11 protein-coding genes and 2 pseudogenes are annotated in these 14,320 nt (G+C 71.2%); 5 read left to right on the forward strand and 8 right to left on the reverse strand.

Going from position 1 to position 14,320, the window contains the following annotated elements; genetic code table 11:
- Positions 1 to 9: 9 nt before the first annotated feature.
- From OG875_RS07460 to OG875_RS07470, 3 genes are all read left to right on the forward strand, one after another.
- Positions 10 to 423 (forward strand): roadblock/LC7 domain-containing protein, encoded by a 414-nt coding sequence (locus OG875_RS07460; protein ID WP_330173431.1) that lies wholly within the window; start codon positions 10 to 12, stop codon positions 421 to 423.
- Between the two features lie 94 nt (positions 424 to 517).
- Positions 518 to 1,213 (forward strand): DUF742 domain-containing protein, encoded by a 696-nt coding sequence (locus OG875_RS07465; protein WP_330173432.1) that lies wholly within the window; start codon positions 518 to 520, stop codon positions 1,211 to 1,213.
- Positions 1,194 to 1,775: a GTP-binding protein gene (locus tag OG875_RS07470; protein ID WP_031229389.1), complete on the forward strand. Its 582-nt coding sequence runs from the start codon at positions 1,194 to 1,196 to the stop codon at positions 1,773 to 1,775. The genes OG875_RS07465 and OG875_RS07470 overlap by 20 nt, the downstream gene beginning before the upstream one ends.
- A gap of 265 nt (positions 1,776 to 2,040) precedes the next feature.
- Here OG875_RS07470 and OG875_RS07475 read toward each other — a convergent pair whose 3' ends face one another.
- Together OG875_RS07475 and OG875_RS07480 are read right to left on the reverse strand one after the other, a co-directional pair.
- Positions 2,041 to 2,274 (reverse strand): acyl-CoA carboxylase subunit epsilon, encoded by a 234-nt coding sequence (locus OG875_RS07475; RefSeq protein ID WP_330173433.1) that lies wholly within the window; start codon positions 2,272 to 2,274, stop codon positions 2,041 to 2,043.
- Between the two features lie 92 nt (positions 2,275 to 2,366).
- Positions 2,367 to 3,950 carry an acyl-CoA carboxylase subunit beta gene (locus OG875_RS07480; protein WP_330173434.1) on the reverse strand — a complete coding sequence of 528 codons (1,584 nt, stop codon included), beginning with the start codon at positions 3,948 to 3,950 and terminating at the stop codon, positions 2,367 to 2,369.
- A gap of 510 nt (positions 3,951 to 4,460) precedes the next feature.
- On the opposite strand from OG875_RS07480, the gene OG875_RS07485 reads away from it, so the two are divergent.
- Both OG875_RS07485 and OG875_RS07490 read left to right on the forward strand, forming a co-directional pair.
- Complete coding sequence (locus tag OG875_RS07485) at positions 4,461 to 5,669, forward strand: glycoside hydrolase family 64 protein (RefSeq protein WP_330177640.1); 1,209 nt, start codon at positions 4,461 to 4,463, stop codon at positions 5,667 to 5,669.
- Positions 5,670 to 5,925: 256 nt separating this feature from the next.
- On the forward strand, positions 5,926 to 6,555 hold the full coding sequence (locus OG875_RS07490) for a YceI family protein (RefSeq protein WP_330173435.1): 630 nt from the start codon (positions 5,926 to 5,928) through the stop codon (positions 6,553 to 6,555).
- 102 nt (positions 6,556 to 6,657) lie between these two features.
- Here the strand turns inward: OG875_RS07490 and OG875_RS07495 are convergent, their stop codons facing one another.
- The 6 genes and pseudogenes from OG875_RS07495 to OG875_RS07520 form a co-directional block, all read right to left on the reverse strand.
- On the reverse strand, positions 6,658 to 8,031 hold the full coding sequence (locus tag OG875_RS07495) for a hypothetical protein (protein ID WP_330173436.1): 1,374 nt from the start codon (positions 8,029 to 8,031) through the stop codon (positions 6,658 to 6,660).
- 220 nt (positions 8,032 to 8,251) lie between these two features.
- The gene (locus OG875_RS07500; protein WP_330173437.1) at positions 8,252 to 9,661 is read right to left on the reverse strand and encodes a GH1 family beta-glucosidase; all 1,410 of its coding nucleotides are present in this window, start codon (positions 9,659 to 9,661) and stop codon (positions 8,252 to 8,254) included.
- A 293-nt stretch (positions 9,662 to 9,954) separates the two neighbouring features.
- Positions 9,955 to 10,944 (reverse strand): annotated as a pseudogene (locus tag OG875_RS07505) (ABC transporter ATP-binding protein); the annotation flags it as partial.
- A 233-nt stretch (positions 10,945 to 11,177) separates the two neighbouring features.
- A pseudogene (locus OG875_RS07510) lies at positions 11,178 to 12,128 on the reverse strand (ABC transporter permease); the annotation flags it as partial.
- Positions 12,129 to 12,131: 3 nt separating this feature from the next.
- Positions 12,132 to 13,112, reverse strand: a complete 981-nt coding sequence (locus tag OG875_RS07515) for an ABC transporter permease (protein WP_330173438.1) — start codon at positions 13,110 to 13,112, stop codon at positions 12,132 to 12,134.
- Positions 13,109 to 14,308: an ABC transporter ATP-binding protein gene (locus OG875_RS07520; RefSeq protein ID WP_330173439.1), complete on the reverse strand. Its 1,200-nt coding sequence runs from the start codon at positions 14,306 to 14,308 to the stop codon at positions 13,109 to 13,111. The genes OG875_RS07515 and OG875_RS07520 overlap by 4 nt, the downstream gene beginning before the upstream one ends.
- Between the last annotated feature and the right edge of the window lie 12 nt (positions 14,309 to 14,320).

Consider the following 14,320-nt stretch of genomic DNA (forward strand, 5'->3'; position numbering starts at 1 on the left):
GTGAGCCCGATGAGCCAGGCGGCGCAGAATCTCAACTGGTTGATCACCAACTTCGTGGACCACACCCCTGGGGTGTCCCACACCGTGGTGGTCTCCGCCGACGGACTCCTGCTGGCCATGTCCGAGGGTTTCCCGCGGGACCGCGCCGACCAACTGGCTGCTGTCGCCTCCGGGTTGACCTCGCTGACCGCCGGGGCCTCCCGGATCTTCGAGGGCGGTGCCGTGACCCAGACCGTGGTCGAGATGGAGCGCGGCTTCCTGTTCCTCATGTCGGTCTCGGACGGCTCCTCGCTGGCCGTCCTCGCGCACCCCGACGCCGACATCGGCCTGGTGGGTTACGAAATGGCTCTGCTCGTCGACCGGGCGGGAACGGTGCTGACGCCGGACCTGCGCGCCGAACTCCAGGGAAGTCTTCTCAACTAACAGACAGACAGTGCGTTTCGCGCCATTGCACCATAGGGTTCGTGGCGCGACTCCACACGACAGTTACCGGCGACCGGAGTCGGAGGAGGAAACGGTGGCGACACCCCCAGGCGGACATCCTTACGAGGGTGGCCGACAGGTACCGGGTGATCATGCCCGGAACCACTTCAACTCCCCCTCCACGCCGGGCGGAAACGGCGGCCGGGGCGGGCAGTGGGACGGCGGCGGGCAGTCGTACGACCCGCTGGGGCAGCCGTACCAGCAGCCCCAACAGCCGTACGGACAGCAGCCGTCGTACGGTCAGGGACCCCAACAGCCGTACGGGCGGCAGGCGTCGTACGATCAGGGGTCTCAACAGCCGTACGGCCAGCGGCCCTCGTACGGTCAGGGACAGCCACACAGTCAGCAGGCACAGCCGAGGCGCCGTCAGGAGCCGGAGTACGCCACGCACAACCCGTTGGTACGTCCGTACGCCATGACCGGCGGCCGGACGCGCCCGCGGTACCAGCTCGCCATCGAGGCACTGGTCAGCACGACGGCCGATCCGTCGCGGCTGCAAGGGCAGTTGCCCGAGCACCAGCGGATCTGCCGACTCTGTTTCGAGATCAAATCGGTCGCCGAGATTTCGGCACTGCTCTCCATCCCCCTGGGCGTCGCCCGGATCCTCGTAGCCGACCTGGCGGAGGCCGGACTTGTCGCCATTCACCAACCCGGCGGCGACGAGACCGCCGGGGGCCAACCAGATGTGACACTGCTCGAAAGGGTGCTCAGTGGACTTCGCAAGCTCTAGCGGCGGTGCAGCCCGCTCAACCACCAGCGCGAAGATCGTGGTGGCGGGCGGCTTCGGCGTGGGCAAGACCACGTTCGTCGGCGCCGTCTCGGAGATCAACCCGCTGCGTACCGAAGCCGTCATGACCAGCGCCTCCGCCGGCATCGACGACCTCACCCACACCGGGGACAAGACCACCACCACGGTGGCCATGGACTTCGGCCGCATCACCCTCGACCAGGACCTGATCCTGTACCTGTTCGGCACCCCCGGACAGGACCGCTTCTGGTTCATGTGGGACGACCTCGTACGCGGCGCCATCGGCGCCGTCGTCCTCGTCGACACCCGCCGCCTCGCCGACTGCTTCCCCGCCGTCGACTACTTCGAGAACTCCGGCCTCCCCTTCGTCATCGCCCTCAACGGCTTCGACGGACACCAGCCCTACACCCCCGACGAGGTACGCGAGGCGCTCCAGATCGGCCCCGACACCCCGATCATCACCACCGACGCCCGCCACCGCGCGGACGCCAAGAGCGGACTCATCACCCTGGTCGAACACGCCCTCATGGCGCGGCTGCGTTAGTTCCGTCCGTCCGGGCCGCGCGCGTCCGGACCGATGCCGCGAAAGGCCCCGTACTCCTCGGAGTGCGGGGCCTTCGCCGTTCCCCCGCCCGCCGGCCCGTGCGGGGCTCCGAGCGCGACACCGTCGCCGCCGCCGACACCGACACCGACACCGACACGGGCGCACCGGCACAGACGCACCGACACGGACGGCGACGTGCCGGAGCCCCGCACGGTGGTCCGTGCGGGGCTCCTGTCGTACGTACGGGCGCCGGGGCGCCCCGTGCTCAGCCCTGCCAGCTGTGCGGGGCCCGGAAGCCCGGCGTGCGCTCCAGACGGCGCCAGCCGGCCGTCGAGCGGCCACGGTGCGACGGGGCGGTGTCCGCGCCGGTACGGGCGGCGGCGCGGGCCATCAGGACGGCGGTGATGGCGGCCAGCTCCTCGGGGCCGGCCTGGCCCTTCTCGACGCGGAGCAGGGAGCTGTCGGCGCGGAGCGGGGTGACGTCTGCGGAATCGTTCATCGGGCTCGTGTCTCCGTCTTCTCGGCGGGCGGGCGGCTGTGCCGGGGGCGGCGGCGTGGGCGGCAGGGCCGCCGCACCCCGCGGGGGCGCGCTCACTGCGGGGGGTTGCCGTGTTTGCGGGACGGCAGGTCGGCGTGCTTCGTACGGAGCATCGTGAGGGCCGAGACGAGGACCTCACGGGTCTCGGCCGGGTCGATGACGTCGTCGACCAGCCCGCGCTCCGCGGCGTAGTAGGGGTGCATCAGCTCGGCCTTGTACTCCTTGACCATGCGTACCCGCATGGCCTCGGGGTCCTCGGCGTCGGCGATCTGCTTGCGGAAGATGACGTTGGCGGCGCCCTCCGCGCCCATCACCGCGATCTCGTTGGTGGGCCAGGCGAAGGTGAGGTCGGCGCCGATGGACTGGGAGTCCATGACGATGTAAGCACCGCCGTACGCCTTGCGCAGGATGAGCGAGATCCGGGGGACGGTGGCGTTGCAGTACGCGTAGAGCAGCTTCGCCCCGTGGCGGATGATGCCGCCGTGCTCCTGGTCGACACCGGGCAGGAAGCCGGGCACGTCCAGCAGCGTCACGATCGGGATGTTGAAGGCGTCGCACATCTGCACGAAGCGAGCGGCCTTCTCGGACGCCTCGATGTCCAGGACGCCCGCCAGCGACTGCGGCTGGTTGGCGACGATGCCCACGACCTGGCCGCCGAGCCGGGACAGCGCGCAGATGATGTTGGTCGCCCAGCGTTCGTGGATCTCCAGGAAGTCGCCGTCGTCGACGAGCTCCTCGATGACCTTGCGCATGTCGTAGGGGCGGTTGCCGTCGGCCGGTACCAGGTCGAGCAGCACGTCGGAGCGGCGGTCGGCCGGGTCCTCGGACTCGGCGGCGGGCGGGTTCTCCCGGTTGTTGGAGGGGAGCATCGACAGGAGGTAGCGGACCTCCGCGATGCAGGTCTCCTCGTCGTCGTACGCGAAGTGCGCGACGCCCGACGTCTCGGCGTGCACGTCCGCGCCGCCCAGACCGTTCTGGGTGATCTCCTCGCCCGTGACCGCCTTGACGACGTCGGGGCCGGTGATGAACATCTGCGACGTCTCACGGACCATGAACACGAAGTCGGTGAGGGCGGGGCTGTACGCGGCGCCGCCGGCGCACGGGCCGAGCATCACGCTGATCTGCGGGATGACACCGGACGCCCGGGTGTTGCGCTGGAAGATGCCGCCGTAGCCGGCGAGCGCGGAGACGCCCTCCTGGATACGGGCGCCCGCGCCGTCGTTGAGCGAGACCAGCGGGGCACCGGCCGCGATGGCCATGTCCATGATCTTGTGGATCTTGGTGGCGTGGGCCTCACCGAGAGCGCCGCCGAAGATCCGGAAGTCGTGCGCGTAGACGAAGACCGTACGGCCCTCGACCGTGCCCCAGCCGGTGATCACACCGTCCGTGTACGGCTTCTTGGCCTCCAGGCCGAACCCGGTGGCCCGGTGCCTGCGCAGCTGTTCGACCTCTCGGAACGAGCCCTCGTCGAGCAGCAGCGCAATGCGCTCGCGGGCCGTCAGCTTGCCCTTCGCGTGCTGCGCCTCGGTGGCGCGTTCGCTCGGGCCGCTCAGTGCCTGCTGCCGCAGCGAGTGCAACTCGGCCACGCGCCCACGGGCGTCGACGGGCTCACTCGGCGTCTGGTCCACAACGGTCATGTATCGACCCTACGAAGAACGGAGCGAAAAAGCCGCCGTCGACTCCGCACAGTCTCCTGACCGGATTCCTGGTGGAGCCGGACAGAACCGGGGCGTGCGGGGCCCGGTTCGACAGCCTGATACCCCTCGTGCTTGTGAGGTTCCTCCAGATGTCGGGTGGATGTCGGGCGGCGGCCGGTCGCGGGGGTGTGGGGAGTCGGGGCGTGGCCGGGGGCGGGGGCGGCCACGGGGCCGGGTGCGGGCGGGCGGACGGCGCGGCCCGATCGCGGGCGGCGGGTGGGGTCGGCCACGGTCGGGTGGCGGGCGGGGTGACGGACGCCGGTGCCGCTGTGGCCGATGTGGCCGATGTGAAGACCCTCGAACGAATGAGAGCGCTCTCAGCAACACCCTTGACGCGTCCCGGACACGTGACGAGAGTGGGGGACGCAGACCCGGGCGCGTGCCCCCCACACGCCGCGCCCGGCCGCGATCCCCCCACATCTCAGGAGAACTTCCGTGATTTCGCGCAGGATGTTTCTGACCGGCACGGCCGCCGCGGCGACGGCGCTCACCTACCCCGCCTGGGGAAGCGCTCTCAGCCCCCGCGCCAACGCCGCCGAGACCTGTGAACTGGCCCTGGTCAACAAGTCGTTGCCCGGCTCGGTCAACGCGTACGTCACCGGCCACGAGCAGGGCACCGACCGCTGGGTGCTGCTCCGCGCCGACGGCAGTGTCTACCGGCCGGAGTCGCCCGCCGAGGCCAACACCCCGCTGCCGGCCGACTGCGCCATTCCGCTGGGCGCGGCGGGCGGCGCCGCGGTGACGATGACGCTGCCCCAGATGTACGGCGCCCGCGTCTACTTCGTACGGGACGACACGCTGGACTTCTTCCTCAACCCGGGCCCGTCCCTGGTCGAACCCGCGTTCGCGAGCGAGGACGACCCCAACTACGGCCGTACATGGTCGTTCTGCGAGTTCACCTTCAACCCGCAGCAGCTGTACTCCAACATCAGCTACGTCGACCTGGTGACCGCGCTGCCCATCGGCATCACCCTGGAGGGCGACGCGACGCACGAGGTCGCCCCGCTGCCCGACGGCGCGCTCCAGAAGATCGCCGACGGACTGACGGCGCAGGCGGCGGCCGACGGGCAGCCGTGGGACTCGCTGATCACCCGTGGCGCCGACGGCCAGGTGCTGCGGGTCATCGCCCCGCAGAACGCCATGGCGCCGTACTTCGACCGGCCCGACGAGATGCCGTTCCGGGACGTCTTCGACGGCTACATCGAGCAGGTCTGGCAGAAGTACGCCGCCGAGGACCTGAAGATCGACCTCCAGGGCGGGCGCGGCGTGCTGGCCGGCCGGGTCGCGGGAGACACGCTCACCTTCGCGGGCGGCCACACCTTCTCGCGGCCGGTCTCGAAGGACATCTTCACCTGCAACCACGGCCCCTTCACCAACAACCCGGGCGACTCGGACGACAAGAAGGGGCTCCTGGCGCGGCTGGCGGCCGGCTTCAACCGCTCGACGCTGCTCACCCACCCGGACCAGCCGAACGGCGCCACGGCGGCGGACTACTACCGGGACCCGTCCACCAATCACTGGGCACGGCTGCTGCACGAGAACACCCCGATCGGCTACGCGTTCCCGTACGACGACGTACGGCCGGACGGCGAGCCGGACGTCTCGGGCGCGGCGCACGACGGGAACCCGGTGCGCTTCACCGTGTCGGTCGGTTCCTGAGCCACGGCGCCGGGCCATTCCCGGCGGTGCCCCGTCACCCCTCCTCCCTGGGGTGACGGGGCACTGTCGTGTGCGCCCGGGGTCGACCCGGTCGGCGCGAACCCGGTCGGCGCGAACCCGGTCGGCGCGAACCCGGTCGACGGGGTCACCCGATGGGCGGCGGTCACCCGATCGGCGGAAGATGTTGAAATTTGAACGAGACGGGTCTACGCTGACGTCAGTTGAACCTTAAACAACTACCGCACCAGGAGATGCCATGTCCCTCTTCAGCCGCAAGTCCGAGTCCGCCGCCACCACCGGCTCCGCCACCGCCGTCGCCGAGGTCAACCCCGAGCTGGCCGCGCTGACCGGTGACTACACCATCGACCCGACGCACACCAGCATCGGCTTCACCGTGCGCCACGCCATGGTCACCAACGTCCGCGGCGTCTTCGGCACGCACGAGGGCACCCTGAGCCTGGACGGCTCGAAGCCGGAGAACTCGACCGCGTCCATCGACGTGGAGCTGAACAGCATCGACACCGGCGCCCCGGACCGGGACGGTCACCTGCGCAGCGCGGACTTCTTCGACGTCGAGAACTTCCCCCGGATGACCTTCCGCTCGACCGCCGCGGAGCAGCTGGGCGGCGACCGGTACCGCATCACGGGCGATCTGACCATCAAGGACGTCACCAAGCCGCTCAGCATCGACCTGGAGTTCAACGGCAGCGCGACCGACCCGTACGGCAACGAGCGCGTCGGTTTCGAGGGCGGCACCACGATCTCGCGCTCGGACTGGGGGCTGACCTGGAACGCCGCGCTGGAGTCCGGCGGCGTCGTCGTCAGCGACAAGGTCAAGCTGGTCTTCGACATCTCGGCGATCCGGAACAAGCCGCAGGCCGGCTGACCGGGCGGCCGGGCCGTGCGCAGGGGCCCAGGGGCGGCGTGCGCACCGCCGGGCGCGTACCGCGACGTGGGCGGGACCTCGGTACGCGGGCGGCGGTACGTGTCAGAAGCCGCCGCCCCCGTCGAAACCGCCGCCGCCCCCGAAGTCCCCTCCCCCGCCGAAGCCGCCGCCGTCGAAACCGCTGCCGCCGCCGAAGTCACCGCCGCCCGAGCCGTCGGGGCCGCCCGGACCGCCGTCGTAGCCGGTGTAGTCGCCCCCTCCGTAGTCGGCGGCGTAGGCGGGGCCGGTCAGGGCCGAACCGAGCAGGGTGCCGACCAGCAGGCCGGGGAGCACCCCGCCGCCGAAGTAGCCGCCCGCCCAGGGGCCGTACACCGGGCCCGCGTCGTAGTAGGGGCGCGGACCGTACTCGGTCTGCACCATCCGCGTCATCGGGTCGTCCCCGTCCTCCAGGCGCGCCGCGTCGGCCGCGCAGACCGGGATCGGACGGCGGGCACCGGCGGGCGGCGGGGACCAGTCCACGTCCTTGACGGACGGGCCGTGCCGGGGGTCGAAGAAGCACGGCGGACGGCGCTCCGGCAGGGGCGTGCCCTCCCGCCGCGCGGCCAGTGAGGCGAGGGAGAACCGGCCGTCCTCCAGCTCCTCGGTCACCGCGCGTACGTCCCGGGGGTGCCCGGCGCCGTCCATGAGGGACTTGGCCTTCTCGTACGCGTCCAGCGCCCGCTCGTAGTCGGCGCGCATCGCGTCGTCGGCGCCCTTCTCGCCCGGGTGGAAGTCGAGCCGGTCGAGTTCCTCGCCGTAGGCGGTGATGTCCTCGTCCACGACGACCCGGAGCCTGGCGAGGGCCTGCCGGTCGCGCTCCTCCTGGCGGAGGCGGTTGCGGCGCAGCAGCGCGTAGATACCGGCGCCGCCCAGCACCACGACACCGCCGAGGGTGATCAGCCCGGTCGCGGTGCTGCCCCCGTCGTCGCCGGAGGCGCCGTCCCAGCTCGGCGGCGCGCTGCCGCGCGACTCGGCGAGCGCCTGGTCCACGAAGTTGTTCAGCTCCGTCGACGCCGCGACAGGGCCGGTGCCCCGGGCCCCGTCGGTGAGCGAACGGACGGTGGCCGGCGGCAGCACCCGGGCGTCGGCGGCGGCGTCGAACCGGTCGCCGAGCCGGACGGCGTAGACGCCGGACACCCCGGTCTCGGTGCGGAGCCGGTCCAGCAGGGTGTTGTCCGGCCCGAAGTCGGCGGTGTTCGGCAGGACGGCGACGAAAACGGGCTTGCCGGCGTCCTTGATCTTCTTCGTCAGCGCGTCGGCGTCCGACCGGGAGAGCTGGCCGGAGGCGCGCGGGTCGACGTAGACCGGGCCCTTCTCGAAGGCCGCGGCCACCGCGTCGGGGCCGGTGGCTGCCTGCGCGCCCGGTGCCGCGACGACGGCGGCGCCCGTGAAGGCGAGCAGCAACCCGGACAGAGTGGTGAAAAGCCTCGTCCTCATATCCACGACGGTACCGCCGTACGGCACGATCCGAGCGGTCGGAGATATGACGGAACGAGGACGGATCGGGTACGGGGCGGGGACGGGGCGAGGCGTCCGTGGGCAGGCGGCGCTGGGCGAGGCGGGGCCGTACCCGCGCCGGTACGGCCCCTCCCCCGCCCCGGCGCGTCGGTGGCCGGGGCGGGAGGGAGGCCGGGGGGTGCCGGGGGTCCGGTGGGACCTATCGGGCCTCGCGGGTGAGTCCGATCGTGTCGCGGTACCACTTGGCGCTGTCCTTGAGGGTCCTGACCTGGGTGTCGTAGTCGACGCGGACGATGCCGAAGCGCTTGTCGTAGCCGTAGGCCCACTCGAAGTTGTCCATCAGCGACCAGGCGAAGTAGCCACGTACGTCGGCGCCCTGTGCGCGCGCCTCGGCGACGGCCGCGAGGTGGTCAGCGAGATACGCGGTCCGGTCCGCGTCGGGGACGGAGCCGTCGGCGGCGACGGTGTCGTCGAAGGCCGCTCCGTTCTCGGTGATGACGGTGGGGACGGCGTAGTCCTCCTGGAGCCCCAGGAGGAGATCGGTGAGTTCGGTGGGGGTGATCTCCCAGTCCATGGCGGTACGGGGCAGGTCGCGCTCCACGCCGCGGGTGACCGGCAGCCCGTCGGCGTCCACGGGGGAGCCGGTCTCGGTGACGCCGGAGAACAGGGCGCCCCGGTAGAAGTTGACGCCGAGGACGTCCAGCGGCTGGGCGATGATCTCCAGGTCGCCGTCCTGGACGGGCAGTTCGGCGCCGCGCAGCGCCAGGTCGGCGACGACGTCCTCGGGGTAGCGGCCGTGCACGAGCGGGTCGAGGTAGAGCCGCCGGCCCTGGCCGTCGGCGCGGCGGCACGCCTCGCGGTCGGCCTCGCTGTCGGTCTCGGGCGTGGCCGTACCGAGGTTGAGGGTGATGCCGAGTTCCAGCGGGTTGTCGCCGGCGGCGTCGCGGATGCGCTGCGCGGCGAGGCCGTGCCCGAGCAGCAGATGGTGCACCGCGCGGATCGAGTCGCCGAAGTCCTTGCGGCCGGGGGCGTGGACGCCCGCGTCGTACCCGAGCACGGCGGAGCACCAGGGCTCGTTGAGCGTGGTCCAGTGCTCGACGCGGTCGCCCAGCGCCTCGTAGGCGAGCGCGGCGTAGTCGGCGAAGCGGTACGCGGTGTCGCGGGCCGGCCAGCCGCCCTCGTCCTCCAACTCCTGCGGCAGGTCCCAGTGGTAGAGCGTGATCCACGGGGTGATGTTCCTGCCGTGCAGTTCGTCGGCGAGCCGCTTGTAGAAGTCCAGGCCCTTCGCGTTGGCCGGCCCCCGCCCGCCGGGCTGGATACGCGGCCAGGCGAGCGAGAAGCGGTACGTGTCGACACCGAGGCCCGCGATCAGCTCCACGTCCGCCGGCATCCGGTGGTAGTGGTCGCACGCCACGTCGCCGTGCTCACCGCCCTCCACCGCGCCCGGGACCCGGCAGAAGGTGTCCCAGATCGAGGGGGTCCTGCCGTCTTCGGCAGCCGCTCCCTCGATCTGGTAGGCGGAGGTGGCGACGCCCCACCGGAAGTCGGCGGGCAGGCCCTTGATCGCCGCGACGGGGCGGGCGAGGTCCTGGACGGGAGTGGCGTTCATGGGTCTCCTGGTTCAGAGGGGAGCGCACGGCGCGGGCGCGGCGCCGGGCGCGTGGAACACGAGGCGGGTGGGAACGGGGCGGGCGCGGATCAGCCGGAGCGCGCCGCCGAGGGGCCCCCGGCCGGTTCCGGGGACCCGGGAGCGGCTCCGGATTCGGTGCCGGTCCCGGATTCGGGGTTGGTTCCGGCATCGGCTTCGGCTGTGGCTCTGGTGGTTTCGTCCCGCGCGGGTCCTGTCGCCGGTGCGGGCTCCGGGGCCGTGTCCGACGCGAACGCCGATGCCGGCGGCGACCGGTGCAGCCAGCACGCCACGGTGCGGCCCTCCGCGCCGTCCGGCGGCGACAGCACCGGTACGTGCTCCGCGCACGGGTCGAACGCCTTGCCGCAGCGCGGATGGAAGGCGCAGCCGGTCGGCATCGCCGTGAGGTGCGGCGGTGAGCCGGGGATGCCGGTCAGCTCCCGGCGGGGCCCGTGCAGCGCGGGGAAGGAATGGAGCAGGCCGTCGCTGTACGGGTGGCGCGGGTCGCGGTAGATCTCCGCGGCGCCCGCCTCCTCGACGATCCGCCCGCCGTACATGATCGCGATCCGGTCCGAGAACTCGACCAGCAGCGAGATGTCGTGGGTGATGAAGACGACCGAGAAGCCCAGCTCCTCGCGGAGCGCGACCAGCTTGCGCAGGATCTGACGCTGCATCACCACGTCGAGGGCGGTGGTCGGTTCGTCCATGATGACGATCTCCGGCTCCAGGGCGAGGGCCATCGCGATCATCACGCGCTGGCGCATGCCGCCGGAGAGCTGGTGCGGGAAGGCACCGAGCCGGTCGCGGGAGATGCCGACCAGGGTCAGCAGTTCCTCCGCGCGCGCCGTGCGCTGGGCCGACCGCATGTCGGGGCGGTGTGCCCGGAGTACGTCGGTGAGCTGACTGTGCACCGTGTGCACGGGGTTGAGGGAGTTCATCGCGCCCTGGAAGACGATCGAGAGCTCCTGCCAGCGGAAGGCGCGCAACTCCTGCGGCGTGAGGGCCAGCAGGTCCACCGGGGCCGCGCCGTCGCCGGGCGGCTGGTAGTGGACGTCGCCGCCGGTGATCACTCCGGGCGGGGAGAGCAGCCGGGTGACGGCGTACGCGAGCGTGGACTTGCCCGAGCCCGACTCGCCGGCCAGGCCCAGGACCTCGCCGCGGTGCAGGGTGAGGTCGATGTCGCGCAGCGCGTGGACGGCGCCGGGGCCGGTGCCGTAGTCGACGTTGAGGCCGCTGATGGTGAGGACGGGGCGACCGGTCGTCATGAGCGGGCCTCCTTGTCGGGCGTGCGGTCAGCCGTGCGGTCGGGCGTGCCCGCGGAGGACGGGGCGGACGGCGGGGCGGCGGGTACGGGCGGTGCGGCCCCGTTCGCCGGTGCGGCGTTCTTCGTGAGGACGGCGTCCCGCGGCGTACCGGCAGCGCCGTTCGTACGGGGGGCGGCGCCGTTCGTCGCGGGGGCGGCGGCGCGCTTCGTGCCGACGGCACCGTCGGCGCGGTCCGTGCGCGCGACAGGTGTGAAGCCGACCCGCATCCGGATCGTCCGCGAGGAGCCGGTCTCGGTGCGCAGCCGGGGGTTCACGAACTCGTCGATGCCGAAGTTGATCAGCGCGAGCGCGGTGCCGAGCAGCGCGATGCAGAGTCCGGCGGGAACGAACCACCACCACGCGCCCTGCGCGAGCGCCTGGTTGGACTGTGCCCAGAACAGGACCGTCCCCCAGTTCCAGTTGGAGATGTCCGCGACGCCGATGAAGGCGAGCGTGATCTCCAGCAGGACGGCGAAGATCACGGTGCCGACGAAGCCGGACGCGATCACGGCGGTGAGGTTCGGCATGATCTCGAAGCCGACGATCCGCCAGGTCGGCTCACCCGTGGCCCTGGCCGCCTCGACGTAGTCGCGTTTGCGCAGCGAGAGCGTCTGGGCGCGCAGCACCCGCGCGCCCCAGGCCCACGAGGTGAAGGCGATCACGACGGCGATCAGCAGGTCTCCCGCGTCCGAGACGAAGCTGGCGATGATGATGATCAGCGGCAGCGCGGGGATGACGAGGAAGATGTTGGAGAGCGCCGACAGGACCTCGTCCATGACGCCGCCGAGGAAGCCGGAGGTGACGCCGATCAGCACGGACAGGACCGTCGCGAAGAAACCGGCGACGAAGCCCACCAGGAGCACGCCGCGGGTGCCGACCAGGATCTGTGACAGCACGTCCTGACCGGTCTGGGTGGTGCCGAACCAGTGGTCGCCCGACGGCGGCTGGAGCAGCTTGTCGCTCATCATGTCGGGGTCGTACGGGGCGATCCACGGCCCGATGATCGCGAGCAGGGTGAAGAAGCCCAGGATGGACAGACCGGTGAGGGTCTTGCCGCCGCGCAGGAAGCGCAGCCTGGCTCGCTTGGAGGGGGTGGGTGCCGGAGCCGCGTCGAGCACGGCGACCTCTGTCGCGGGGATGGACATGGCTCAGCTCTCCTTCCGGGTGCGCGGATCGAGGAAGAGATAGACCATGTCGGCGAGCAGGTTCGCCGCGAGTACGGAGAGCGTGATGATCAGGAAGACGCCCTGCATCAGCGGGTAGTCCTTGGCACCGACGGCCTGGAAGAGCTGGTAGCCGATGCCCGGGTAGGAGAAGACCATCTCCACCAGCAGCGTGCCGCCGACGATGAAGCCGAGGGAGAGCGCGAAGCCGGAGATGTTGGGCAGGATCGCGTTGCGCGCGGCGTACGAGAACATCACCCGGCGCTCGGAGAGTCCCTTGGCCTGCGCGACCATGACGTAGTCCTCGGACGAGACAGTCACCATCATGTTGCGCATACCGAGGATCCAGCCGGCGATGGCGCTGAGGATGATCGTGACGCCGGGCAGGAAGCCGTGGTAGAGCGCGCTGGAGATGAACGGCACGTCGAACGCGGGCACCAGTGAGCTGTCGTAGCCCCCGGCGGCCGGGAAGATCGGCCACTTCACGGCGAACAGGGCGATGGCGATGAGCCCGAGCCAGAAGTAAGGGATCGAGGAGATGAACGTCGTGACGGGCAGCAGGCTGTCCATCCACGAACCGCGCTTCCAGCCGCTGTAGACGCCTATGCCGGTGCCGAGCAGGAAGCTGAGCAGGGTGGTGAGTCCGACCAGTACCAGGGTCCAGGGCAGCGACTGCGAGATGACCTCGCTGACGGGTGTCGGGAAGAAGGTGAAGGAGAGCCCGAGGTCGCCCTGGAGGAGCTGGCTCCAGTAGTCGGTGTACTGCTGCCAGAGGGTGCGTTCCTTGTCGAGGCCGAAGAGGGCCTTGAGGGAGGTGATCGCGCTGGTGTCGAGCTGGCCCTGGAAACGGGCGATCAGGGCCTGGACGGGGTCGCCGGGCATCATTCGCGGGATCAGGAAGTTGATGGTGATCGCCGCCCACGCCGTGACGGCGTAGAACAGGATCCGCTGGAGTGCGAACTTCACTTCGCCGTCACCTCCGTCGTGCTCGTGGGGGTCCCGGACGACGCGGTCGCCCCGGTGCCGGTGGCCCCGGTGCCGGTGGCCTCGGGACCGCCGGGGTTCGCGGGAGCGTCGGTGCCCGCGGGGGTGTCGGTACTCACGGGGGCGCCCGGCACGGCCGTCGTGACGGGGCGGTCCTCGTACAGCCAGCACGCCGCCCACTGGCCGCCGTCGAGTGCGAAGCGCGGCGGCAGTTCGGTGCGGCAGCGCTCCATCGCCTTGGGGCAGCGGGGGTGGAAGCGGCAGCCCGCCGGCGGGGAGATGAGCGAGGGCGGCTCGCCGCTCCCGGCCTCCTCCTGGTCCTCCTCGTCCGCGATCCGGTCGGGGTCGGGCGCCGAGGCGATCAGCAACTGGGTATAAGGGTGCGCGGGTTGCTGGGTGACGGTCTCGCTGTCACCACCCTCCACGATCCGGCCGGCGTACATCACCAGTGTCGTGTCCGCGAAGTACCGCGCGGACGCGATGTCGTGCGTGATGTAGAGGATCGCCAGGTGCAGGCGCTCCTTGAGATCACGCAGCAGGTTCAGTACGCCGAGCCGGATCGAGACGTCGAGCATCGAGACGGGCTCGTCGGCCAGGAGCACCTTGGGGTCGGCGCCCAGCGCCCGAGCGATGGCGACACGCTGGCGCTGACCGCCGGACAGCTCGTGCGGGAACTTGTCCAAGTACTGAAGAGGTGGCAGCAGTTGGACCCGTTCCAGCAGTTCGCACGCCTCCGCCTCGGTGGCCTGCTTGCCGTGGATCTTCAGCGAGCGGGTGAGGTGGTAACGCACGGTGTGCACGGGGTTGAGCGACGCGAACGGGTCCTGGAAGATCAGCTGGACCTGCTTCACGTACGCCCGGAAGGACCGGCCGCGACCAGCCGTGACCGGGGCACCGCCGAGCCGTATCTCGCCCGAGGTGAGCGGATACAGCTGGGACAGCAGCCGGGCCACCGTCGACTTGCCCGACCCCGACTCACCGACCAGTGCCGTGACGCTGCCGCGCCGCAGGCGCAGCGAGACGTCGTCCACGGCGTGGACGGTGCGGTGCCGCCGGGCGAGGAGGTCGCCGACAGTCCGTCTGACGGGGAAGTGCTTGGTGACGCCGCGCGCTTCGAGCACGATGTCGTCGTCGTGGGTGGAGCGGTTCTCAGCGAGGTCTCGGTCGTGGTTGGTCATCGGCCGGCCTCG

The organism is Streptomyces sp. NBC_01498, from assembly GCF_036327775.1.
In the GTDB taxonomy this organism is placed as follows: Bacteria; Actinomycetota; Actinomycetes; order Streptomycetales; family Streptomycetaceae; genus Streptomyces.

Excerpts from the sequence above, each read along its gene's own strand:
- OG875_RS07460 (WP_330173431.1), top strand. The coding sequence starts at position 10 with ATGAGCCAGGCGGCGCAGAATCTCAACTGGTTGATCACCAACTTCGTG.
- OG875_RS07475 (WP_330173433.1), bottom strand. The coding sequence starts at position 2,274 with ATGAACGATTCCGCAGACGTCACCCCGCTCCGCGCCGACAGCTCCCTG.
- OG875_RS07480 (WP_330173434.1), bottom strand. The coding sequence starts at position 3,950 with ATGACCGTTGTGGACCAGACGCCGAGTGAGCCCGTCGACGCCCGTGGG.
- OG875_RS07485 (WP_330177640.1), top strand. The coding sequence starts at position 4,461 with ATGTTTCTGACCGGCACGGCCGCCGCGGCGACGGCGCTCACCTACCCC.
- OG875_RS07490 (WP_330173435.1), top strand. The coding sequence starts at position 5,926 with ATGTCCCTCTTCAGCCGCAAGTCCGAGTCCGCCGCCACCACCGGCTCC.
- OG875_RS07495 (WP_330173436.1), bottom strand. The coding sequence starts at position 8,031 with ATGAGGACGAGGCTTTTCACCACTCTGTCCGGGTTGCTGCTCGCCTTC.
- OG875_RS07500 (WP_330173437.1), bottom strand. The coding sequence starts at position 9,661 with ATGAACGCCACTCCCGTCCAGGACCTCGCCCGCCCCGTCGCGGCGATC.
- OG875_RS07520 (WP_330173439.1), bottom strand. The coding sequence starts at position 14,308 with ATGACCAACCACGACCGAGACCTCGCTGAGAACCGCTCCACCCACGAC.